The organism is Amycolatopsis sp. GM8, assembly GCF_021653975.1.
Classification (GTDB): domain Bacteria; phylum Actinomycetota; class Actinomycetes; order Mycobacteriales; family Pseudonocardiaceae; genus Amycolatopsis_E.
This window is the reverse complement of the sequence record NZ_JAJKFK010000004.1, coordinates 927,159-949,088: the sequence shown is the minus strand read 5'-3', so window position 1 is coordinate 949,088 and position 21,930 is coordinate 927,159. Positions and strand designations below refer to the sequence as shown.

Annotated in this window: 20 protein-coding genes and 4 pseudogenes; 17 read left to right on the top strand and 7 right to left on the bottom strand. The window is 66.2% G+C overall.

The features are described 5' to 3' along the window. The 7 genes and pseudogenes from LOZ83_RS23125 to LOZ83_RS23100 all read left to right on the top strand — a co-directional run bounded on the left by LOZ83_RS23125 (position 1) and on the right by LOZ83_RS23100 (position 6,698). Complete coding sequence (locus tag LOZ83_RS23125; RefSeq protein WP_236793368.1) at positions 1–1,539, top strand: ABC transporter substrate-binding protein; 1,539 nt, start codon at positions 1–3, stop codon at positions 1,537–1,539. Positions 1,540–1,663: 124 nt separating this feature from the next. Further along, a complete protein-coding gene (locus LOZ83_RS23120) occupies positions 1,664–2,377 on the top strand; it encodes an ATP-binding cassette domain-containing protein (RefSeq protein ID WP_236793366.1) in 714 nt (237 codons plus the stop codon). A gap of 2 nt (positions 2,378–2,379) precedes the next feature. After that, positions 2,380–2,571 (top strand): annotated as a pseudogene (locus LOZ83_RS40820) (ABC transporter permease); the annotation flags it as partial. A 39-nt stretch (positions 2,572–2,610) separates the two neighbouring features. Next, complete coding sequence (locus LOZ83_RS23115) at positions 2,611–3,291, top strand: ABC transporter permease (protein ID WP_236793364.1); 681 nt, start codon at positions 2,611–2,613, stop codon at positions 3,289–3,291. Further along, positions 3,288–4,157 carry an ABC transporter permease gene (locus LOZ83_RS23110; protein ID WP_236793363.1) on the top strand — a complete coding sequence of 290 codons (870 nt, stop codon included), beginning with the start codon at positions 3,288–3,290 and terminating at the stop codon, positions 4,155–4,157. Before LOZ83_RS23115 ends, LOZ83_RS23110 begins: the two co-directional genes overlap by 4 nt. Further along, positions 4,154–4,939, top strand: coding sequence for an ABC transporter ATP-binding protein (locus LOZ83_RS23105; protein WP_236793361.1), 786 nt, complete (start codon positions 4,154–4,156; stop codon positions 4,937–4,939). Before LOZ83_RS23110 ends, LOZ83_RS23105 begins: the two co-directional genes overlap by 4 nt. A gap of 1,474 nt (positions 4,940–6,413) precedes the next feature. Further along, the gene (locus LOZ83_RS23100) at positions 6,414–6,698 is read left to right on the top strand and encodes a hypothetical protein (RefSeq protein WP_236793358.1); all 285 of its coding nucleotides are present in this window, start codon (positions 6,414–6,416) and stop codon (positions 6,696–6,698) included. Between the two features lie 625 nt (positions 6,699–7,323). Here the strand turns inward: LOZ83_RS23100 and LOZ83_RS23095 are convergent. Beyond that, positions 7,324–8,058 carry an aldo/keto reductase gene (locus tag LOZ83_RS23095; RefSeq protein WP_308190283.1) on the bottom strand — a complete coding sequence of 245 codons (735 nt, stop codon included), beginning with the start codon at positions 8,056–8,058 and terminating at the stop codon, positions 7,324–7,326. 161 nt (positions 8,059–8,219) lie between these two features. On the opposite strand from LOZ83_RS23095, the gene LOZ83_RS23090 reads away from it, so the two are divergent. Continuing rightward, on the top strand, positions 8,220–9,197 hold the full coding sequence (locus LOZ83_RS23090) for a helix-turn-helix transcriptional regulator (RefSeq protein WP_236793356.1): 978 nt from the start codon (positions 8,220–8,222) through the stop codon (positions 9,195–9,197). Between the two features lie 79 nt (positions 9,198–9,276). Here LOZ83_RS23090 and LOZ83_RS23085 read toward each other — a convergent pair whose 3' ends face one another. The 3 genes from LOZ83_RS23085 to LOZ83_RS23075 form a co-directional block, all read right to left on the bottom strand. Continuing rightward, complete coding sequence (locus LOZ83_RS23085) at positions 9,277–10,782, bottom strand: carboxylesterase/lipase family protein (RefSeq protein WP_236793354.1); 1,506 nt, start codon at positions 10,780–10,782, stop codon at positions 9,277–9,279. After that, the gene (locus LOZ83_RS23080) at positions 10,779–11,816 is read right to left on the bottom strand and encodes an NAD(P)-dependent alcohol dehydrogenase (protein ID WP_236793352.1); all 1,038 of its coding nucleotides are present in this window, start codon (positions 11,814–11,816) and stop codon (positions 10,779–10,781) included. Before LOZ83_RS23080 ends, LOZ83_RS23085 begins: the two co-directional genes overlap by 4 nt. Positions 11,817–11,884: 68 nt before the next feature. Continuing rightward, positions 11,885–12,682, bottom strand: coding sequence for an SDR family oxidoreductase (locus LOZ83_RS23075; protein ID WP_236793350.1), 798 nt, complete (start codon positions 12,680–12,682; stop codon positions 11,885–11,887). Between the two features lie 165 nt (positions 12,683–12,847). On the opposite strand from LOZ83_RS23075, the gene LOZ83_RS23070 reads away from it, so the two are divergent. Next, entirely contained in the window at positions 12,848–13,417 is a 570-nt protein-coding gene (locus tag LOZ83_RS23070; RefSeq protein WP_236793348.1) for a TetR/AcrR family transcriptional regulator, read from the top strand. A gap of 745 nt (positions 13,418–14,162) precedes the next feature. On the opposite strand, the gene LOZ83_RS23065 is transcribed toward LOZ83_RS23070, so the two are convergent. Both LOZ83_RS23065 and LOZ83_RS39940 read right to left on the bottom strand, forming a co-directional pair. Then, on the bottom strand, positions 14,163–14,603 hold the full coding sequence (locus LOZ83_RS23065; protein WP_236793552.1) for an MFS transporter: 441 nt from the start codon (positions 14,601–14,603) through the stop codon (positions 14,163–14,165). Further along, positions 14,501–15,145: an MFS transporter gene (locus LOZ83_RS39940; RefSeq protein WP_308190282.1), complete on the bottom strand. Its 645-nt coding sequence runs from the start codon at positions 15,143–15,145 to the stop codon at positions 14,501–14,503. The genes LOZ83_RS23065 and LOZ83_RS39940 overlap by 103 nt, the downstream gene beginning before the upstream one ends. Positions 15,146–15,888: 743 nt before the next feature. Between LOZ83_RS39940 and LOZ83_RS23055 the strand changes: the two genes are divergently transcribed. The 3 genes from LOZ83_RS23055 (at position 15,889) to LOZ83_RS23045 (ending at position 17,965) form a co-directional block, all read left to right on the top strand. Continuing rightward, the gene (locus LOZ83_RS23055) at positions 15,889–16,380 is read left to right on the top strand and encodes a hypothetical protein (protein ID WP_236793344.1); all 492 of its coding nucleotides are present in this window, start codon (positions 15,889–15,891) and stop codon (positions 16,378–16,380) included. 371 nt (positions 16,381–16,751) lie between these two features. After that, the gene (locus LOZ83_RS23050) at positions 16,752–17,378 is read left to right on the top strand and encodes a ClpP family protease (RefSeq protein WP_236793342.1); all 627 of its coding nucleotides are present in this window, start codon (positions 16,752–16,754) and stop codon (positions 17,376–17,378) included. Next, complete coding sequence (locus LOZ83_RS23045; protein ID WP_236793340.1) at positions 17,375–17,965, top strand: ClpP family protease; 591 nt, start codon at positions 17,375–17,377, stop codon at positions 17,963–17,965. Before LOZ83_RS23050 ends, LOZ83_RS23045 begins: the two co-directional genes overlap by 4 nt. A gap of 10 nt (positions 17,966–17,975) precedes the next feature. On the opposite strand, the pseudogene LOZ83_RS23040 reads toward LOZ83_RS23045, so the two are convergent. Continuing rightward, positions 17,976–18,304: pseudogene (locus LOZ83_RS23040) on the bottom strand (helix-turn-helix domain-containing protein). Positions 18,305–18,665: 361 nt separating this feature from the next. Between LOZ83_RS23040 and LOZ83_RS23035 the strand changes: the two are divergent. The 5 genes and pseudogenes from LOZ83_RS23035 (at position 18,666) to LOZ83_RS23020 (ending at position 21,858) form a co-directional block, all read left to right on the top strand. After that, on the top strand, positions 18,666–18,956 hold the full coding sequence (locus LOZ83_RS23035) for a hypothetical protein (protein WP_236793338.1): 291 nt from the start codon (positions 18,666–18,668) through the stop codon (positions 18,954–18,956). Positions 18,957–19,249: 293 nt separating this feature from the next. Beyond that, complete coding sequence (locus LOZ83_RS23030) at positions 19,250–19,729, top strand: hypothetical protein (protein ID WP_236793336.1); 480 nt, start codon at positions 19,250–19,252, stop codon at positions 19,727–19,729. A 45-nt stretch (positions 19,730–19,774) separates the two neighbouring features. Then, positions 19,775–20,056: pseudogene (locus tag LOZ83_RS23025) on the top strand (hypothetical protein); the annotation flags it as partial. A gap of 64 nt (positions 20,057–20,120) precedes the next feature. Beyond that, positions 20,121–20,387: pseudogene (locus LOZ83_RS40815) on the top strand (recombinase family protein); the annotation flags it as partial. Between the two features lie 226 nt (positions 20,388–20,613). Then, entirely contained in the window at positions 20,614–21,858 is a 1,245-nt protein-coding gene (locus tag LOZ83_RS23020; protein WP_236793334.1) for a recombinase family protein, read from the top strand. Positions 21,859–21,930 lie beyond the last annotated feature (72 nt).

The following is a 21,930-nucleotide window of genomic DNA, read 5'->3' as shown; positions in this document are numbered from 1 at the left end:
ATGATCGCGCGTCTCAGAATTCCGGGCGCCCGGCGACGCTGGTTGGCCGTCGGGGCGATCGCTGTGGTGGCCCTCACGGGATGTTCGGTAAACGGCGGGGCCGGCCAACAGCAGGGCTCCACCCTCAGGGTCGTCGCCGCGGCGGAACCACCGAGCATGAACCCGGTGCAGTCCTCGTCGAGTGATGCCCGCGTCTGGGGGCCGATCTTCGACTCCCTGGTCAAGAACGATCCCGCCACGGGGCAGGTGACCAAGGACGGGCTACTGACGGGCTGGCAGCAACAGGGAAAGGATTGGACGTTTACCGTTCGCCAGGGTGTTTCCTTCACGAACGGCGAGAAGTTCGACGCCACAGCGGCGGCGTTCGCCATCGACCAGTGCAGGACCGATCCTGCGGCGATCGTCGGCGCATGGTGCGGCAACATCGCGAACGCCAAGACCCAGGGCGCGGATCTCGTGGTTGAGACGAAGCTCGTCTACAACGATCTGCCGAAGCTGTTGACGATGATCTACGCGATCCCGCCCCAGCAGTACGCATCGGCGGGCAAGGCCTTCTCCCGGGCCCCTGTCGGGACCGGACCGTACAAGGTGCTCAGCTACACACCGGGGTCCAGCCTGAAACTCGAGCGGAACGACAGCTGGTGGGGTGGGAAGCCATTGCTGGCCGGCATCGACTTCTCCTGGGCCGCCGATCCCTCGACGCGGGCGTCGTATGTGGCGACAGGGCAGGCTGACGTCGCCTTGGACCTGACGCCCGAAGCCGCGGCCACGCTCAAATCGAAATCGGGCAGCGGCACGACCATCGAATCGTCTCCGATCGACAGTTTCATGATCTTGGTGATGATGACCGACAAGCCGCCGTTCGACAATGTCGTGCTGCGGCAAGCGGTCGCCCACGCGATCGACAAGCAGGCCATCGTCAAGGCACTGTTCCCCAACGGTGGGGCCGACAGGCTGGACTCGCTGTTCAAGGACCTGCTCAACGACCCCAAGTCCTACAACCCCGAGCCGCCGGCCTACGACCCCGCGGAGGCCAAGCGTCTGGTGGCTCAGCTCGGTGGGACGCCCGAGATCACGCTGAGCTACACGACCAACCGTGCACCCAAGGACGCACAACTGGGAGAGGCCGTCGCCGGCATGCTCGAGAAGGCAGGTATCCAGGTGCGCACGAATCCGTTGGACTACGCGAAGTACCGCGAACAGCAGGTGGCCAAGGGCATGGAGATCTACATCGGCCCGTTGCTGAACATCTACCGATCGGTCGACGTGCCGTCGCTCGGCATGCTCAGCCCCAAGGGCGTCACTCAGAACTGCTCGAATCCCGAATACCTGGAGGCTCGGGAGAAGGGGCTGGCAGCCACCTCGCCGGCCGAGCAGGATCGCGTGTTCAGTGACCTGGACCATCGGGTCTTCACCGACGACGTATGCGATGTTCCGCTGATCCGCTACGACGGGACGTACGGGCTGAGCACACGAGTGAAGGGCTGGCAGGTTCCGCTCAACCTCGTGCCGGACTACACCCAGGTGTCCGTGGGCTGAATCGATCTGTCGGTGACGCCCGGTCATGACTCCCGGGCGTCACCGACGCGAAAGGTAAGCGATGTCAGACGAAGTACTCAGCGCCGTCGGTGTCCGGGTCGTGCATCGCTCGCGGCGACGGGAGTTGGTCGCGGTCGAGCGTGCGGACATCCGTCTCATGGCGGGTCAGACGACCGCGGTCGTCGGCGAGTCCGGCTCGGGCAAGACGTCGCTGGCGATGGTGGCGGCCCGGTTGGCGATGCCGTCGGAGGGTGTTGTCACGCTCAAAGGCGAAGTTCTCGGCGCCCGGCTGACGTTGGATCAGCGGGCCGACATTCAGGTGATCTTCCAGGATGCCAAGTCCGCGTTGGATCCGCGGCAGACCGTTCAGGCGGGTCTGGCCGAGTTGCGGCGCATTCACGAACCTCGTACGGACTGGATCGCCGACGAGGATCTGCTGTCCTTGGTGGGCTTGACGGCTGAACTGCTGGCCCGCCGTCCGCACCAGCTCAGCGGCGGGCAGGCGCAGCGTGTCTACATCGCGCGGGCGTTGCTATTGAGGCCCGCTGTGCTGATCGCCGACGAGCCGACCTCCGCCCTCGACATGACTGTGCGGCGCAAGATCGTCGATCTGCTCGCCGAGCTCCAGGCGCGTTATTCGATCGCCATCCTGCTCGTGACCCACGACCTGGCGATCGTGCCGACGATCGCGCAGCAGGTGCATGTGATGCTCCGCGGCTCTTTCGTCGAGTCCGGCAGCCCGGGCGACATCTTCGCGAACCCCGGACACCCCTACACGAATCGGCTCTTGGCGGCGGCTCACGGACGCCTGACGAGCACCGAAAGTCAGAAGGCCTGACGATGGTTTTCCTATCTCGAATCCTTCAGGGGATCGCAACGCTGTGGTTGTCGGCGACGGTGGCCTTCTTCCTCGTTCACGCGTCGGGAGATCCCGCCGTGCAGATCCTCGGCGACAGTGCGACTCCCGAGGCGCTGGACGCGGTCCGCGCCAACCTGGGGCTCGACCGTCCGCTACCCGTCCAGTACGTCGAGTCGGTGGGACGGTGGGTACGGGGAGACTTCGGCGATTCGTTGCGATTCGGGCAGTCGAACCTGTCGATGATCGGCGATCGCATCGGGGCGACCGCCCTCCTCACCGGCACGGCGCTCTTCCTTGCGGCGCTGATCGGGATTCCGCTGGGAATGCTGGCGGCTCTGCATGCCGGGCGGCTCATCGACCGGGTGACGTCCGGTATCGCTGTCCTGGGACAGTCGATTCCGGTGTACTGGCTGGGACTGGTCATGGTCCTGGTGTTCGCCGTCCGTCTCGGCTGGTTCCCGGTCGGACAGTTCACCTCGCTTTGGTCGCTCGTCCTGCCGGCCATGGCACTCGCGACGTTGCCGCTCGCCCAGATCGCTCGCATCACCCGAGCCAGCATGATGACCTCGTTGAACGCGCCGTACGTCGTCGCCTCGAGGGCACGGGGGCTCAGCCCACGATCGGTGCTGGTCAATCACGCACTTCGCAATTCGTCACTGGCCATCGTCACCGTCGTCGGTCTCCAGGCCGGCCTGCTGCTGGCCGGAGCCGTCACGGTCGAAGCCGTCTTCGCCTGGCCGGGCGTGGGAACCTTGGCGATTCAGGCCGTGCAGGCCCGTGACCTGCCGCTGGTCGAAACGCTCGTGATCTGCGGCGCGTCGGCCTTCGTTGTCATCAACTCGGGTGTGGATCTGTTGTGCGCCTGGATTGATCCACGGATTAGGAGGTCATGATGGCAATCGATGCCGCCACTGCGGCCCGACGGGGACGACTGAGGCTACCGTCAGCGCCGCTGATCTGGCTGAGCCTTCCGCTGGTGCTGCTGGTCGGCGTCGCGGTGCTCGCACCCCTGCTGCCCCTGGACGGGGCCCGCGTCCAGGATTTGAACGCTGTCCTCCAACCTCCGGTTTGGGCCGGGGGTAGCTGGTCACATCCCCTGGGCAGCGATCAACTGGGACGCGATGTGCTGGCGCGTCTGATTCTCGGCGCACGTCTGACCTTCGCGATCGCGGGTGCCTCCATGGTGGCGGGCCTCGTTCCCGGCACGCTCTTGGGGCTGCTGGCCGGCTATGCCGGAGGACCCGTCGACCGGGTGATCAGCCGGCTGGCCGACGCCCAGCTCGCCATCCCCGCTCTGCTGCTCGCGATGGCCGTCGTCGCTTCTCGTGGCAACTCGGTCTCGGTGCTGGTGTTCGTCTTCGCCCTCGCAAGCTGGCCGCAGTATGCGCGAGTGGTCCGCGCCGAGGTCGGATCGTTGCGGGAGCGGCCTTTCGTGATGGGGCTTCGGGCGGCGGGACTTCGAGAGCGTCGTATCGCCTTGCGGCATGTGTTGCCGAACGTCTTCGGCATCGTCGTCGTTGTGGCGACGTTGCAGACCGGCACGATCGTGCTGGCCGAGAGTGCCGTCAGCTTCCTCGGCTTCGGGGTGACACCACCCGATATCAGCTGGGGGCAGATGCTCGCCGACGGCAAGGATCTGCTGACGTCGGCCTGGTGGGTCGCGGTGATACCCGGCTTGGCGATCGCGCTGGTCGTGCTGAACGTGAGCCTGCTCGGTGACGCGCTGGCGACCGAGATGGATCCGAGGAGGAAACGATGACCGCGGGCGATCTGCTGCTCAAGATCGAAGACCTGAAGGTGACGGCATCGGTCGCCGGAGTCGACACCGACTTGATTGCCGGCGTCTCCTTGAACATTCCCCGCGCGCGCATCATCGGGGTCATCGGAGAATCGGGAAGCGGAAAGACGACCCTGGCCCGATCCATCATCGGTCTGCTCGAGAGCAACGTCCGCGTCTCCGGTGGCGGGATGACTCTCGAGGGCGAACCTCTCGCGACGGCGCGGGACTTCGCACGGATACGCGGTGCGAAGGTCGGCTTGATCATGCAGGAGGCGAAGGCGTCGCTTGATCCGCTGATCCGGATCGATCGCCAGATGCGCGAGGTGGCACGACAACACCGTGACCGCACCGCGAGCATCGGGGTGGCTGGGCACGCGGATCTGCTCGAGCGCCTGGGGTTCTTGCCATCGGACATCCAACGGGTCATGAGGTCGTACCCTCACGAGCTGTCTGGGGGCATGGCTCAGCGCATCGCCATCGCGTTGGCTCTCATCCCGGGTCCTTCGATGCTCATTGCGGACGAGTGCACATCCGCGCTCGATGTCACGACCCAGGCGGAGGTAGTCACGGTCATCCAAGGCCTGGTCACGGATCTCGGCCTCTCCATCCTCTTCGTCACACACGATCTGAGCCTGGCAGCGGGACTCTGCGACGAACTCGTGGTCATGCACAGGGGAGAGGTTGTCGAACTCGGTGCCACGTCGAGCATGATTTCCGCGCCGGAGCACCCGTACACCCAGAGTCTTCTGGCGGCCCGGTGATTTCGGCAGTGACCGGGACGACCGATGTGTGACGGGGTGTGCGCCGACTGCGCTGGACGCTCATCCCACGGCGCTGCGTCGGAACCGTACGCGCGTCTGCGGGGCGTTGCTGGCCAGGCGGACAATGGAATACGAGAAAAAGGACTTGGCTCCCAGACGGGAGGAAGCCGGAGCCCTGGCTGCTCCGGTGGCTCCGGTCATGAGAAACATGATGCTCCTTGCCGAGATTGGGTTCGAGAGATCGACGGGTCGGATCACCAGGGGACGTCGCCGTCGCGGTCGCGGTACAGGCCGGTGAGGTTCTTGTCCCCGCCGATGGCGAAGCAGATGATGGCGTCGGTGCCCTCGCGGCCCGAGTGCCCCAATGCCGCCGCTGCCGGGTTCGGCCGCCTTGATCCGGATGCCGGGCAACAGCCGGGCGTAGCGGACCGTGAGCATGGTGATGGCGGCCTTGGACGCCGCGTTCGAGTAGCGGGAGGAACGCGAGCCGGGCGACCGGACGGATCGGTGGGCGGTGCGAGCGCGGGAACGTCACGCAGCGGTGCACGCCTTGCTCGCCGAAGGCGTTGCCATCAAAGAAATCTGCCGCCGACTCGGCCTCGCGTGCGGCACTGTGCGCGGCTTCGCCTGCGCCGACACGGTGGACGAGTTGTTGACCCGCAACGGAATCGGCGACCGGCCCAGCCTGCTCAACGAGTTCAAGCCCTACCCTCACGAACGCTGGATCCACCAGCGCCGCCGTTCTCTTCGAGGAGATCACCGCACGCTGCTACCGCGGCGGCCCGACCCTCGTCCGCCACTACCTGAACCAGTTTCGTACGACCGCGTGTATTCCTCGGCCACCACGCAAACCGCCGTCCGTCCGCCGAGTCGTGAGCTGGATCATGGCCGACCCCGTCGACATGGACCCGGCTGACCAGCAACGATTAGACACGATCCTCGCCTCCAGCACACCACTGAAAGCCCTGGCCGGCCACGTGTGTGCCTTCGCCACCATGATGTGCTCGCTGCGCGGCCGGGATCTGGAGGCATGGATCTCCGCTGGAACAGCGGCATCGTCGCAGGCCATGTCAACCGCCTCACGATGCTCAAACGCCAAATGTTCGGCCGCGTCAACCCGACCTGCTCCGCAAATGTGTGCTGCTCACCGAGTGAACCCCCAGCGCTCAAATCACGAAAGCCGTCCCCGACAACAACCCCGGCACCAGCGACTACGACTACGCCAACGGCGACCCCATCATCGACAGGATCGCGTCCGGTGTCGCCGCCGTCGGTACATGATCCAGGGGCTCTCCTACTTCCGCGAGTTCAGGAAAATCACGACGGCAACGCGGGCGGAAAAGCGGCATGCCGAAAACTACCGAGGCCCAGGCAAAGTTATCGTCCGCAGGAACTGCGGCACCCGCACACACGTACAGGTGTAATAATGAAAAATCCATGCGCGGAATTTCTACTACAAGGCCTGAAGGAGGAGGTGACCACCATGAAGGTCTTCAGCTTCTGGGTGCCGAATCCGTACGGCGTCTGCACGGTTGTCCGTGTTGCGGTAGCGGCCACCGGCCGAGCCGAAGCCGTGCAGCGAATCAAGCGGCATGGTCTTAGGATCAAGCCCAGGCAAGAACAAGACCCGGGCCTCACTCCAGACGAGCGTGAATTCGTGGAAAGCAATCCGGACGCCGTCTGGGTCATCGACACGGACGAACTGGCCGGCGAATGGATGCGAATCGAGGAATTCCCTTTCGAAAAGCTGGAGAAGTAGAACTGCGGGCGTGACGCTGCTCAGGATGCCGGGCTCCTGATTTTGCACCTGATCCCGGCGCGCCCCGTCGACTACGGGTGACGTCTGGCCCCAACGCTCTCGCCGAGCCTGGCCGCCGCTCGTTGCCCGTCAACGTCGTAAGTCGACGTTTCGCGTGCGGGCGCTCCACATAGACCTGCTCATCGCCGCCGGCAAGCAGGCGAGGATCGAGCAACGGCCACCCTGGGCCAACGTCGTAGTGGATCGGCCGAGCCCGGCTGAGCACGAATCCGCTTCGGGCAGGTGGGGCCATCGCTCGTTCCCAAGTGGGGCCGGCCACCGGGTCAGGATTGCACCCAGTGCGTTGTCGATGAGCACGCCTTGCCCGGTGGGTTCGAGGTGCTCGGTGAAAGCATCGCCCAGGACGCCGATCACCTCTTCCTGCTGATCCAGCGTGGGCTTGTCCTGTGTCGCAGGGCCGACAGCAGCGCGGGGTCCCGTTCGGCGAGCAAGCGCACGACAACGGGGCGGAATTCCTGCGGAAGGCTGTCAATCACGGTGTTTACTCATGCCTCCAACCAGCCCGAGACCGTGCCCACGCGGTCGTGATCTGTCAACGGGCACTTGGCGGTGGATCCTGGTGTCGTTAAAAGCTCGGCGCGCCAAGGTGGATGACGGCCTCGAGCGTGGCGAGGTTGTGGTCATCCAGCTGAATCCCGTCGACGGCCAGATTCTGTTCGAGATGGCCGACCGAGCTCGTGCCGGGGATGAGCAGCATGCGGTCGTGGTGGGCGAGCAGCCAGGCGAGCGCGGTCTGCGACGCCGAAACGTTGCACTTGGCCGCCACGGACGCGATCGCCGGATCGGCGGCGAGCGTCTGCGGGCTCCCGGTGAACGCGGAGCCGAGCGGGTAATAGGGAACGTAGGCGATGTCGTGCTCACGGCACAGATCGAGGATCGGTTCGTCCGTGCGGTTCGCGATGCCGTAGGCGTTTTGCACCTCGGCGATCGGCGTGATCTCCAGAGCATTCTTGACGACGTCGGCGGAAACGGTCGAGAGGCCGATGAGATCGACCTTGCCTTCGTCGCGCAGCTCGGTGAGGACACCGAGTTGCGCGGCGAGTGGAACGGCTTCCGGCGCCGGGCCCCCGACGCCGAAACGCATGTTCACCAGGTCGATCCGGTCCCGCCGCAGGGTGCGCAGATCCTGCTCGACGGTCGCCCGCAGCTGTTCGGGGCGTGCGGCCCAGATCCAGCCGCCGTTCTCGTCGCGGGTGCCGCCGACCTTCGTGGCGATGACGAGGTCGTCCGGACACGGATACAGCACCTCGGCAAGGAGTTCGTTGACGACGTCGGGACCGTAGGCCTGCGACGTGTCGATGTGGTTGACGCCGAGCTCGACGGTGCGGCGCGGGCCGCATCCGGGTCCTTCGGCGGACCGAACACCGCCGGGCCGGCGAGTTGCATCGCGCCGAACCCGATGCGCCGCACCGTCTTGCCGCCGAGCTGGAAGGTCTGAGTGATGGTGGTCATGCGTCGACTATGGGTCCGGCGCACCGGCCCGACCAGTGGCGGAGCATCCTCGGACGCACAGACCTACCCGCGGCCGCGCACCCGGCCAGTACCGTTGGAGCATGGCCGACAAACGGTGAGCTGGGGGAGTTCCTGCGCACCCGGCGGGCGCGCGTACAGTCCGCCGACGTCGGTATCCAGACCGGCGGTCAGCGCCGCGTTCCGGGCTTGCGACGGGAGGAAGTCGCGATGCTGGCCGGAGTGAGTCTGGACTATTACGCTCGCCTCGAGCAGGGCCGCCACCTGCAGCCGTCCGATCAGGTGCTCGACGCGATCGCCCGCGCATTGCGGCTGGCCGAGGTCGAGCGGTTGTACTTCCACAACCTCGTCCGCTCGATCGTCGCCGCACCCGAACCCGGCGATCTGCGCCTCGCACCCCTCGATGCGGGCATGCGCCTGATGCTCGACAGTCTCGAAATCCCGGCGATGATCATCGACTCGCGGGGCGACGTCCACGCGACGAACCGCGTGGGGCGGGCGTTGCTGGTCGGCCTCGAACCGATGCCGTCCGCGGCGGCCAACCACCCGCCCTGGTTGTTCCTGCGGCCCTCGACGCGCGATCGCTTCACAGATTGGGAGATGAACGCGCGCATCAGCGTCGGGGTCCTCCGGGAGGCCGCGGGGCGCTACCCACGCGACAAGCAGTTGCACGCCCTGATCGGTGAACTGTCCGTCGCCAGTCCCGAGTTTCGTAGCTGGTGGGCCGAGCACGAGGTCGACGCGCGCTGCCGTGGCCCCAAACGGCTTCACCATCCCGTCGTCGGCGAGCTCACCATGCAGGTGGAGGCGCTACGACTGCAGGATGGGGAACGGTGGATCTACGCCTATGCGCCCGAACCCGGATCGCGCTCCGCGGCGGCGATCCGGTTGCTCGCCACCTGCGCCGCGACGCAGGACGCCGAGGAAGCGAGCGATCATCCCCGCGTCACCCGCTCCGTCCAGCACTGACCGCGTTCGTCGATGAGGTGAGAACCTCGAGTATGAGCCGAGGGTCACGAGGAGCGCGGCGCTCCACTCCTTCCTCGCATCAGAGGAAGGGGCGGACCGGCATTACCGCTTCGTGTACCGCAGTGCGGGCGGCGAGCTGGTACACGAGGCGGCGCTCGGGGATGAACTCCGCCCATGGCAGCAGGCCGGTGGTCGCATAACGCACCCAGAGGCCGTGCATGTGGTCGGCGAGGTCCTGGGGCGGATCCTCGCCGAGCATGCCCCTGGGCCCGGCCGCCGTGGTGAGGGTGTCGAACGTGAACGCGAGGTCGACGCCGTGCGCGGCGCCCAGGCGGCCATTGAGTGCCGGCGAGCGCCAGTCGAACTCGAAGACGTGGCTGCGCCCTCGGTGCGCCTCGGCGAACTGCCGTGCGGGCCACCGGAAGGTCAGGTCCGTGATGGCTTGCGTGAACTGGTCGGCGGGGCTGAGGTGGTGGAATTCCGCGGCATAGGCGGCAAGGAGCGCGTCGGCATTCGAGGTGACCCGGCGCAGCAGCCACCGTGCCACCGGCCTGGGCAGCCGGCGAAGCGGGGTGGCCTCGAACCAGAATCGGGCCTCCTCCGCCGTCGTGCCGATGAGCAGGTCCACCTCCTTGCCCGCGCCCCGCTCCAGGGCGGCCAGGGGATGGATGGGGAGCACATCGTCGCCGTACACGGGGCAGCTGGGGGACAGGCCGATCAAGGGATCGTGGCCCCGCTCGTCGCGCCGGTCGACGCGACCGGGGCGCCCGGCCTTGGCGAACGCGGCAAGCGTCTGCTCCGGGGTGGTGGAACGGAATCCCCCGACGTCGGGACTGACCTTCAGGTACGAGGCGGTCTTGTCGACCATGCGCCGCCCGACCTCGATCGGGTAGACCGCTGAGCCGTGCCCACTCTGCACGATGGCCCGCTGGAACAGGCCCTTGGTGAGCGGACTGGCCAGGAGACAACAGACAGCCATGCCGCCCGCGGATTCACCGAAGACGGTGACGTTGCCGGGATCGCCACCGAACGCCGCGGCGTTCGCCTGTACCCATCGCAGCGCGGCGATCATGTCGCGCAGCCCCAAGTTGGTGGGCGCGCCGGGTACGGGCAGAAAGCCTTCCGCGCCCAGACGGTAGTTCATGGCCACGCAGACGACGCCGGAGCGGGCGAACGCGGAGCCGTCGTAGACGGCGGCGTCCTTGGTGCCGATCGTGAAGGCGCCGCCGTGCACCCAGACCATCACCGGCCGTCCGCCCTCGGCGGGCCGAGCTCCGGGGTCGGGGGCCCACACGTTCAGCGTGAGGTAGTCGTCACCGCGCGTCCAGCCGTCACCAACGATCGGAGGAAGGTCAAGAGCCTTGAACAGCGCGACATGCTGTGGCGCGCTGGGGCCCGGTGTCGTGGCGTCGCGTACACCGCGCCAAGGGGTGACCGGTTGCGGTAGGGCGAAACGGTGCGGGCCGATCGGCGGCGCGGCGTAGGGGACACCTTTGAAGACCTGGATACCTTTGCTCCTGGTGCCAAGGATGTCTCCGGAGTCGATCTGGACGATCGGGCCGCGGTCGGCGGGGTCGTGGCTCATCGGGCCATGTCCAGGACGAACCGGTAGCGGACGTCGCCGCGCTCGAGCCGGTCGAGGGCCGAGTTGATCGCGGTGGCGGGGACGAGCTCGATCTCAGCGGTGATCTTGTGCGTGGCGCTGAAGTCGAGCATGTCGCGGACCAGACGGGTACCGTCGCCGCTGCCTCCGGCCAGCCGCTTGGCGCCGTAAAGCAGGCTCATGGGCTCGACGTGCCAGTCCTGGGGCGGGATTCCGACGGTGCACAAGGTGCCGTCGAGCTTGAGGGCCCGAAGGTAGCCGTTGATGTCGTGCGGAGCGCCCACCGTGTCCAGGATCAGGTCGCAGCGCCACTTCGCCGCGTCCAGCTGCACAGGGTCGCTGGAGAGGATCGCTTCGTCGGCCCCCAGAGCGAGTGCCTCAGTGGCCTTGGCCTTGGAGGTGGTGAAAGCGATGACGTGAGCGCCGAGCGCGTGGGCGAACTTCACCCCTAGGTGGCCCAGACCGCCGATCCCGGCGATGCCTACTGTCGTGCCCGGGCCGGCTTTCCAGTGCCGCAGCGGAGCGAACACGGTGGCGCCGGCGCACAGCAGCGGGGCGGCGCCGGCCGGGTCGAGTCCGGGCGGCAGCTGGTACACAAAGGCCTCGCGGGCCACGTACTCGGACGCGAAACCTCCCTGGGTCATGCTTTCGTCGACGCGGTCGACGCCGCCATAGGTGACGGTGGGGAACGCGAAGCACCAGTTCTCACGGTGCTCGACGCAAGCGGGGCAGGCTCCGCACGAGTCCACCACATTGCCGACGGCGACCCGGTCGCCGACCTGGAAACGGGTGACGGACGTGCCGATCGCGGTGACGGTGCCGGTCATCTCGTGGCCGGCGACCAGCGGCATGGCCGCGGCATCGCCGTGGCGGACGGCGTGGAGGTCCGAGCCACAGATACCGCTGTACTCGACCCGCACGGCGACGTCGTCGTCCCGTAGGTCGCGGCGCTGGAAGGTCCAGGGGGTGAGGGGCGCCCCGGGGGTGTGAACCGCCCAACCGGCGTTCTGTCGCATGCTGTCGTTTCCTTCGTGCTTGTTGTGGGCCTCGGTGCGGAGGAACCGCGGCCGCTCCAGCTGTGGCTTCAGCGGTCCGTCATGCGGCCGACGACACGGGCGACCTGGGCCCGGCTCAGCAGGCGGCGGGACGCGGCGGCCAAGATGCGGTTGGCGCGACCGGCGATGACGTCGGGCGGCGGGTTCTTGCGGTCCAGGGCGTTCAATGCGGTGGCGACCACATCGCTCGGCTCCTGCAGCCGTCGCCCGCCCGCGGCATCGTCGGTGCCGACGACGTCGAAGAATTCCGTGCGCGTGGCCCCGGGCGAGAGCGCGATCACCTTCAGGCCGCTGCCGCGCGACTCCACCCAGAGGGCCTCGGTCAGGTTCAGCACGAACGCCTTCGTCGCCCCGTACACCGCCATGTTCGGATTGCCCTGGTAGCCAGCCATGCTGGCCACGTTGATCAGCACTCCCCGGCCGTGGTCGCGCAATTGGTTGATGAAGGCACGGCTGATGTCGACGACGGTCAACACATCCAGCGCCATCTCCTGGCGCAGCCGCTCTGGATCTTCCCGGTGGAACGGGCCGAACGTGCCAAACCCGGCGTTGTTGACCAGGCTGGTCACCGTCAGCCCCCGACGTTCCAGTTCGGCCGCCAGCCGGGTCCCGGCCCCAGCCTCACCAAGGTCCTGGGCCACCGTGTGCACCTCGATCCCGTACCTACCGGACAGCTCCTCTGCGAGGGTCTCCAGCCGATCCTTGCGGCGGGCCACCAGCACGAGGTCCGACCCGCGCCGGGCCAGCTGCCGCGCGAACTCGGCGCCCAGCCCGGAGCTGGCCCCGGTGATCAGAGTCAGCTGACCTCGATAGACGACTGCGGCCATGACAAGAGCCTCGCTTCCCATCCCCCGGGGTATCCAACTCAGTCAGCGTAGCGCAGTGAGTCAGTGACTGCCAAATTGGCTGACTAGTACACACTGGCAGCGGGGTAAGCTGGCGGCATGAGGCAGGATGGAAGCGCTTCCTCGGTATGGGAGCGGTCGCGGCAGATGGCCAGCCAGGAAATCTTCGACGCCGCGATCCGGCTGTTCACCACCCAGGGTTATGAGGGGACGACGACCGAGCAGATCGCCCGGGAGGTCGGTGTCTCTCAGCGCACCCTCTTCCGCTACTTCGGCACTAAGGAAGACCTCGTCTGCGGGGAGCAGGACGCTTTGGGCGCGCTGCTCAGAAAGACCGTCGAAGAGCAGCCCGCCGAGGTGTCTGCCTGGGAGGCACTGCGGACCGGGTTCGCCGAGATCGTGGGGGCGAACCACACCCCGGAGCAGGCCCTCGTCATCGCCACCCTCATCTTCCGCACCCCCGCCCTACGCGCCCGCTATGAGCAAAAACGCATCCGGTGGCAGTACGACCTGATGCCGGTGGTCCGCGACCGCGTGCACACCAACGGCCGCGATGGGGCTTCCTCGGACCATGAGGCCCGCGCCGTCATTGCCATCTCGTTCGCCTGCTCCGACGCGGCCACCGGCACCTGGATCGCCGGGCAGGGCCGCGACGACCTGGTCGACCTCTACGACCAAGCGCTCGCCATCGCCCGTGCGGCGCCATCGCCCGCGTAGGATTGTGGCTGAGCGGCCCGGCCACGCACCCGGCGAGAGCACAGACGAGGCCGCCGGGGTTCGCGTGCTCGAGCAGGAGATCGGCGAGCCACGCCGGACCACAACAGCCCGTCAACCTGTTCGGCGAACGTCCTCACCGGACAGTCGCGCGTGTCGCAGAAGAATCGCCGCACCCGTAATCGCGGCACCACCGGTCGGGCCGCGATCGGGACGTCGGCCAGACTGCATTGTGGCCGGTCGTGGGGCGGAGGATGTCCGATCTCTCGCCACCGCCGCAACACCCGGCGGCCATAGTTGTTCGTGCCAGCGATCCGGTCCAGCTCCGCGCCGGTTGGCGTGCACCCTTCGACCGTTCGGTCACGAAGTACGCCCGCATCCGTAGCTCGACCGTTGACGGGCGGCGTTGCCAATCTTCCGGCCTGGTTTCACGAACACAGAAGGCGTTGGCAAGAGGGCGGGCATCGAGGTCGCGGCGGCCATGGCCAAGCAGCGCGACGAGATCGCCATGCCGCCGTCTGCGATCGCCTCCGTCATCGGCTATGCGATCCAGCAGCCCGAGGCATCGACGTCAGTGAGGTCGTCGTCCGCCCCACAGCGCAAGCATGACAAACGGTCCGCGATGCGCAGCGTCTGCTCCAAGTCAATAGATGGAGCCGCAGGCCTCAGTCGACTGGTGCCGACGCCCAAAGATCATCGCGGGTTCGACGAAGAAAGAATCGAGCAACTGGCGACGAGCCGGCCGAGCTCATGTGTGCTCTGGAGGTACTTCGGCACGGACGCGGCCGATCACCGCGCCAACGCCCGCAGAAACCAGCCCGACGACACCGGCGATCGCGATCGCCGGCCGGAGCCCAACTCCTGCTGAGATGCCAAAGACCGCCAGAGGCGCGAGGAACTGTCCGACGAACAACCCGGCCGTTGATGCGCCGGATGCGCGACCACGCTGCTCATACGGCAGTCCCTGCACGATCCAGGTCTGCAACGTGGACAGCAGCAAACCACCGCCGGCGTTCGCAATCACCGCGCCGGCGATCACGAAGGAGAGTGCTGACAGCAGACCGATCAGGAGTAGACCGAGGCCCATCAGACCCAGCGAGAGGGCGAGAAGCACGCGCGGTATCCGCCGCAGCAATGCGGGGAACGCCAGCGAGGCGAGTGCTGCCGCGAGTGCGGCAACCGCGCTGATGGTCCCGATTTCTGCGGTCGCGGTAACTCCCAGGTCGGCGAGACGGAACGACAGCATCGTGACGGCACGTAGAAGACTGCGCCGCCGACGAGGGTGAAAATGATCGGCACCAGGAGCCGTCGCCAGTCCACCTTCGGCAGTGCGACCCGCTGCGTGCGCGTCGGATCCCGCTTCAGCACGAGTGCGGCGGCGATCGCGATTAGCAGAGCGAGTGCATAAAGCCAGAACGGTGTGCGCCAGTTATCGTTGCCGAGGGTTCCCGAAACCGCAATGAACACCACCGCCGCCAGCCCGGTCACGAGGTTCAGCAGTCCGAAGTCCCTTGCACGCCGATGTCCGTCGAACAGGTCGGAGATGGTAGCCATCGCCGAGGAGAAGATGGCCGCCTCGGCGATCCCCATGAGGATGCGGCTAACCAGAATCGCGGGCAGGGTCGGTAGCCAGAGTGGAGCGGTACCGACCAGCGAATAGAGGACGAGGGCGATCACGAGCACCCGCTTTTGCGCCCGACCCGATCGATGATCCGACCAGCGATAGCGCAGTCAGGCCGATCACCAGCGCGGGAGCGGTAAGGATCAGGCTGGCAAGCACCGCTGCGCCCGGTTGGTCAGGGAACGCCGCGGCCATCGTTGGTTGCAGGGGCGCGATCGACGTGGATCCGAGGATCGGCATGCACGCGGCGGCGAGTGCGACCGTGCCTTGCCCGGCGCCTCCGCGGTGCACCTCTGTGACTGTTGCTGTTGACATGCGAGCTCCTTTGCTCGCTCGGTCGACCCTGCCACCGTCGCGCCGCACCGCATCGGGGACCGCAAACGCTACCGCACCGCATGGGGTCTGCTGACCCCCACCAGCGGCCCCTCCTCCGACCAACCCCCCATCAGCAACACCATCGCCACTCCCAACCCTGGCGAAACGCCCGTAACCTTCACCCCCCTCATCCAGCCCGGCAGCCCCGAAACATGGATCGGCGGCACCCACCCGCCCAAGCCACCGTCGACGACACCGGCTGCACCGGCGGCGGGGAAGAAGCAACCTCTCCCGACAAGTACGCAGATAAGCCCAACAGTTCGCCCACAGAAGCCTTGACCCGGCGCGCGAGCGACATTGCGGAAGTTGCGACCTCGCCACATGTGACCGGAGGCCCAGTTGATGCCGGAGCACTAGCAGTTTCGGTCATTTTCCTCGGTCAGTTGATAAAGGAGCCGATCAAGCGCGTCGCTGCACGAGTATCCACCGTCTGCAACGATTTTTTGGCCCCTAAGAGGCGACCGGTATAATATGGGCTATGAAAGGTGGCGAATTGACATCAAACCGGGAGTCTGGTCCTGTGATCGAGCCGCAGAACTGGGGTATATTGTGCGAGATGATCCTCGCTGCCCGAGAGCGCGATATCGCGAGGTTTCACGCGTCGGCCCTTCGTTTGGAACATGAAGTCCCCGTAGACGACAAGGCCACTCGATACGTCACCTATCTGCTGTGGCGACAAGTCGAAGACGCGCTTGGGCGTCAACCAGTCGAACATGACTTTGAAGACGTTGCAGTTCGGGCACATGATAACGCGTCCCATATTTTGAAGGCCTCGGTGGCAGACCTTGAGGCCGTGATTAGAACTGTCTTTGGCCGCTCGGTTGAAGACTATCGGATACGGGCCGGCGATTTCATATTGATTGGGTCGGCAATCGTAGGCTCTCTTATGGTGAATCCAAAAACCGACCTCTCCGAAATATACTCAGAATTGACCGATTGGTATAAAGAAGAGTATCCAAGTTCTGGGTGACCCAGAACTGTGAAACGTCCGACTCTGCCCATTTTCGCTGATCAACTTTCCGAGAGGTTACACCCGGTTTCGTTGACTCCAGTGCTTCATTACAGGCCGTTGGCGACTTTCTCGGGTAGGAGTGGTCTCGCCGGTCGCAAGTGGGATTCCGCAGAGCCAGGTCACTACGGGTAAGCGGCATATGACATCCCACATTGAGGATCAGCTTGAACAATGAGCCGCTCGCCTGCGGCTGATCACGATGCGGTCGCACGACAAGTTCAACACGGTGAAGTCCACAGTGGAGGGGTAGGTTCCCGGTCTGCTGAGGGCTGATCTGCTCACGGCAGAGAAACCAGCGAACGGCATCGGGGCGGCGGCATTGTCGGGGCATGACCAACGACGAGAAGCAGCCGTTGTTCGACCATCGGCTCCGAGAACGGTCCTTCAGTCAGCGGGTACTGGTCCTCGACGGCGTGCTTGACGACGACAATGGGACAGTGCTCGCCACCCAACTGCTCTCTCTCGCGAGTGAGGATCCGGGGAGGGATATCGCGTTGTGGATCCACTCGCCAGGTGGCTCGGTCCCGGCGATGCTGGCGATCCGCGACGTGATGCGGCTCGTGCCGTGCGACGTGGCGACGCTCGTGCTGGGGCTGGCGTGCAGTGCGGGGCAGTTCCTGTTGTCCGCGGGCACACCGGGCAAGCGCTTCGCCCTCGCGTATGCCCGCATCCTGATGCACCAGGGCTCGGCGGGGATCGGCGGATCGGCGGTCGAGGTGGAGGTGCAGGCGGACGACCTGCGGCACACCCGGGACACGGTGCTCGGGATCATCGCGCAGGACACCGGCCAGCCGATCGAGAAGATCTTCGCAGACTCGCTGCACGACCGCTGGTTCACCACCGGGCAAGCACGCGAGTACGGCTTCATCGACCACATCGTCGACGATCTCGGCCAGGTCGTGCCCGTGCGCACACACCGGCTGGGCCTCGGCTCGGCGGCGGGAGCTCGCGCATGAGCACGTACACCATCCCGAACGTCATCACGCGTGAGGCGGGCGGCGAGCGGATCATGGATGTCTACTCTCACCTGCTGTCGTCGCGGATCGTCTACCTCGGCACCGCGATCGACTCCGGGGTGGCGAACGCGTTGATCGCCCAGTTGCTGCACCTAGAGGCCGACAGCCCGGAACGGGAGATCAACCTCTACATCAACTCCGAGGGCGGCGACTCGTCCGCGATGCTCGCGCTGTACGACACCATGCGCTACATCAAGGCGCCGGTGGCGACGACGTGCGTCGGCCAAGCGGTCGCGGCCGGTGCGGTGCTGCTGGCCGCGGGCGAGGCCGGCCACCGCGCCGTGCTGCCCCACACCCGGGTGGTGCTGCACCAACCCGCGGCGCAGGGCCGCGGCACCATCCCGGACCTCATCCTCCAGGCCGACGAGGTGGTGCGAGTGCGGACCCAACTGGAGGAGATCCTCTCAGCACACACCGGTCGCGAGGTCGCGGACCTGCGGCACGACACCGACCGGGACCGCGTGTTCGACGCGGCGGGCGCCGTCAGCTACGGGCTCGCGGACCACGTCCTCGACCACCGCACCTGAGACCGCGGTCTCAGGCAGCCATGAGCACGGGTCCCGCGGGATGGCGCCCGACTGCGGGACTCGTGCCGCGGCGCTGCCGGCGAGCAGGTCGGGCAAGCCGACACCGAGCGCGCCGGCGACCGCGGCGATCATCTCGCTGGAGGGCTCCTTGCGACCGCGTTCGATCTCCGACAGGTACTGCGGCGAGATGCCGGCCCGCTCCGCGATGTCCACACGGCGGCCACCCTGCGTCTCCCTGGTCGCACGCAGGCTCCGATCCAGCACCTCACGCCACAACGGCTCCGGCTCGCCATCCGGCGCGGGCGTACGGTCCTGGTGGAAGGGAAGAATGTCCGCCATACCGGCCATCCTGGCACCGATCAGGAACCCGGAGGCAGCGGTTCCGCTCCCGGCGGAAACACCCCCGACTCCGCCCTGCCGAGGTCAACGTCCTGTCATGCCGCATGGCGGGTGCTGCGGCGATGCTTGTGTCTGCTGCCGCGCAGCGTGACTACTATGATCGACGACCTCGGTAAGGCCCTTGACCTGCTCGAACGCCGCCCAGTTGTTGAGGAGTGCCTGATCTTGCCGGTGATCTACTCGATGAGTGGTGGCTGGACGGGTTGATTGCGACGGTGGGTGGCGATATTGGCTGGAGCGCCCCTGATGCGGAGCAGTTCGGTGTCCATGTCGAGCAGACCCGTCACATTGTCGCGTACCTGTGTGGACGCGGCTGTATCAGGACGTGCTGGTCTGGGAGAGCGCCGAGCAGACCATGTCCAGCAAGGCGGGGTCGGAGTTCGCCCGGGTCGGGCGGCCGATCCCGAAGGTGGTGTTCTCTCGCACGCTGAGCGTGGTGGCGGGTACCGCGCGCCTGGCCACCGACGACATCGCCACCGAGGTCGGCTTGCTGCGCGACCAGCCGGGTGCGGGTTGGTGTCCATTGGCGGGGCGGGCCTGGCCGCGGACGCCGTTGTCCGAGCGATATCCGAACAGATCCGGTAGCCGATGATGGTGGTCTCGTATTGGGCCGTGTCGCTGGACGGGCTCGGCGCTCATCGAGCGTGGTGGCAGACCCCGGGTGGGGCGCCCGCGCTGTTCGATCGGAACGGCTTCCGGTGACACCGGAGGCGGGACGGCTGCACGGCTGCCTGGACGCGCGGTGGTGCTGTCCGGGGCCGCTCAGCTGACCGACCATATTGGACTGTTCCCGACCATCGCGGCGGCGGGTGAGCCGGATCTGCTCGCGGCCAGGACGATCACCCTGAACCGGTTGGCCGGCGGCCATGGGGGCGGGCGGCCCCGGTGCTGGTCACCGATGCCGAACAGCGGGAAGCCACTGTGGATCCCGACCGCTTTTCCAAGCCGCCGAGGATCGGTTCGCCCTGCGTCACCGAATTCACCGCCGCCGTGGTCGAGCTGTGGCAGGCATGGGTTGCGGAGAACGTCGAGCCGGTGCGCCGGGAATCGCGCACGATGGACGCGTGTCCGCGGGTGCCGAGCTTGGTGTCGGGTCCGCCGCTGGTGGCGGCGCTGTCGCGTTATTCGCTGCCGCACCGGTTCGCGGCCCGTTCGCGGATTTCGTGTTCATCACGCCACAGTCGGTGGCACAGGCACTCGCGATCCGCGCGGAGTTACGGGAACTCGCGGCCGGGTGGAGCCGTATACCGGCGCCGGGAACGTGTGGGCGTGACGAGCATGTTCACCCAGAGTGCGCCGAGCCAGGCCGAGATTCCGGCGGCTATCACACCGGTTGCTGTGCCTGGTGCTGCTGATTCGAGCTGATGTGCTGTTGGCGATGGAGCGGCGGCCGAAGCGGGGTTCCCGGTGATGGGGGAGCGGTGGTCGGTAGTGCGGTTCGTGTCGGTCCTGATGATGGTGGTCGTGGCCCTGACCTTCCTGTTTGGTTTTGGGAACGTGCTGAGTTTGGCACTGAGGTTGGGAGTGCCTGCGTACGTCGCCCCGTTGGTGGCTCCCGCGGTTGACCTGACCGTTGTCGGTCTCCTGATCGCGACGCGCCACTTGTCCGATGCAAGTGCGCCGTTCGAAGTGTTGCGCCCTGCGCGGAGGATGTTGCTCGGCGCGAGTGCCGTGACGTTGGCGTTGAACGTCGAAGGTCGCGCTGCCGGATTCCTGGGTGATCGCCGCACACTTCTTCGATGTCGAGTCCGGACGTATGGAGTTGGACAAGCGGGGTAGGAAGTCGAATTACGAGCGGTACGACATCCCGATCGCTCGTGATGGTGGAATCGGTGATCTGCTCGCTGAGGCTGCGCGGTCAGACCGTCGGTTTGACGTGGTGATCTGCGAGTCGATGTCGCGGATCGCGCGCAAGATGTACGAGACCCTGAGTGTCGAGCGTCGACTGGAAGACGCGGGCGTGACGGTGTTTGCGTCGAATGAACCGATTATGCTCAGTGGTGGTCGTGCCCAACAGATTCTGCAGCGGCGGATCAATCAGTCCGTGGCCGAGTACGAAGTGCTCAACATGCTCGAGCAGTCGTGGGGCGGGACATGCACGCACGTCCGTGAGGGTTACAACATCGGCAAACCGCTTATGGGTATCGGGCGAAGAAGTACCGGCACCCAAACCCCCAGTCAAGGCAGAGAAGGGGATCACGAAGACCCGTTTGGAGCCGGACGCTCAGCGAGCCGAGACGGTCACTTTGATGGCTCAGTGGCGGTATCACGAGCAACTGGGGTTCGACACGATTGCCGAACGTCTGAACGCGGATCTGGAGGCGCACCCGCCGCCGGAACCGCCTGGTGGTCGGCGCGCCAGGGGAGCGTGGTCGAAGTCCGCTGTTGCGGACGTGCTGAAGAACCCCAAATACACCGAATATCAGGTGTACAACCGCCGCGCGCGGCGGAGTCGCGGCGGTACCGGGGTCGTGAACCCGCCGGAGATGTGGGTATGGTCGGTCGAGCCGGCGCACGAGCCATTGATCCCGAAGTGGATGTACGACGAGCTGGTCGCACGCCGTCTGGCCAAGCGTGGATCGAGAGACGGCAGCGAAGCCAACCCGCATCCGAACACCAAACGTGTTTACGTGCTTCGCGGGCGCGTCGTTTGCCGGTGCGGGCGGCGGATGCTCGGACAGCACCACCGTGGCCACAACTATTACCGATGCTGGCCGAAGAACAACAACCGCGGCCGCCTGGACAAGTTCACCGACCATCCCCAGATCATGTACATGCGCGAGGACGCGATCCTCGTCGCTGTGAACCAGGTCTACGCGGAGTACCTATTCGGCGACCGCCGGATGGAGCTACTCGCCCCGCAGCTGGATCAGGTTGATGATCGGGAACACCGGGATCGCGCCGAGCGTCGCGTGCGACTGGAGAAGCGTGCCGCGGAGCTGGCTCGCAAGCAGAGCAACGTGCTCAGCCAGGCCGAGGACGCCGACCCCAACGATCCCTTTACCCAGGGGCTCAGCGAGCGATACAACTCGCTCGGGGTCGAACACCGGCTCGTGCTCGACCAGATCACCGAACTTGATCACCACGACCAGAGGTCGCCAGCTGTTGCGACCCGTGAGGACCTCGACCTCGTCAACCTGCTACCGCACCTGGCGGTGAACCTCCATCGCGCGCCGGTCGAGCTCCAGGCCCGGCTCTACGAACTCAGCAAACTCCATGTCAGCGTCGACCACGAAACGGACCACGCCATGATCGACATCACGCTACCCAGCGACAGGATCGACGGCATCGCCCAGACCGCTGCGGAAGCAAGCGACGACGCAAAGGTCGTCAGACTGGAAAAACACCAGGTCAAGCATGGTGTGATTGCTGCGAGTGCCCCCGGCGCGGCTCGTACAGCATCTACACGAAACCGCACCCGTCGTGAACTGCTGGTTTCCGCCACCGTCGATGTTGTCCGGCGTCGCCGTCGTTCGGGCGGTGGTGCGCAGTGAGCACGGACGAGATCATCGTTCGCTTGTCGCCCTTGCAGGCCGATGGGTTGGCGTCCGTGTCGTGTGGAGCTG

Coding starts and splice junctions, on each gene's coding strand:
- LOZ83_RS23125 (WP_236793368.1), top strand. CDS start 1: ATGATCGCGCGTCTCAGAATTCCGGGCGCCCGGCGACGCTGGTTGGCC.
- LOZ83_RS23110 (WP_236793363.1), top strand. CDS start 3,288: ATGATGGCAATCGATGCCGCCACTGCGGCCCGACGGGGACGACTGAGG.
- LOZ83_RS23105 (WP_236793361.1), top strand. CDS start 4,154: ATGACCGCGGGCGATCTGCTGCTCAAGATCGAAGACCTGAAGGTGACG.
- LOZ83_RS23090 (WP_236793356.1), top strand. CDS start 8,220: ATGGGTCCGGCGCACCGGCCCGACCAGTGGCGGAGCATCCTCGGACGC.
- LOZ83_RS23085 (WP_236793354.1), bottom strand. CDS start 10,782: ATGAGCCACGACCCCGCCGACCGCGGCCCGATCGTCCAGATCGACTCC.
- LOZ83_RS23080 (WP_236793352.1), bottom strand. CDS start 11,816: ATGCGACAGAACGCCGGTTGGGCGGTTCACACCCCCGGGGCGCCCCTC.
- LOZ83_RS23075 (WP_236793350.1), bottom strand. CDS start 12,682: ATGGCCGCAGTCGTCTATCGAGGTCAGCTGACTCTGATCACCGGGGCC.
- LOZ83_RS23070 (WP_236793348.1), top strand. CDS start 12,848: ATGGCCAGCCAGGAAATCTTCGACGCCGCGATCCGGCTGTTCACCACC.
- LOZ83_RS23055 (WP_236793344.1), top strand. CDS start 15,889: ATGAAAGGTGGCGAATTGACATCAAACCGGGAGTCTGGTCCTGTGATC.
- LOZ83_RS23050 (WP_236793342.1), top strand. CDS start 16,752: ATGACCAACGACGAGAAGCAGCCGTTGTTCGACCATCGGCTCCGAGAA.
- LOZ83_RS23045 (WP_236793340.1), top strand. CDS start 17,375: ATGAGCACGTACACCATCCCGAACGTCATCACGCGTGAGGCGGGCGGC.
- LOZ83_RS23020 (WP_236793334.1), top strand. CDS start 20,614: ATGGCTCAGTGGCGGTATCACGAGCAACTGGGGTTCGACACGATTGCC.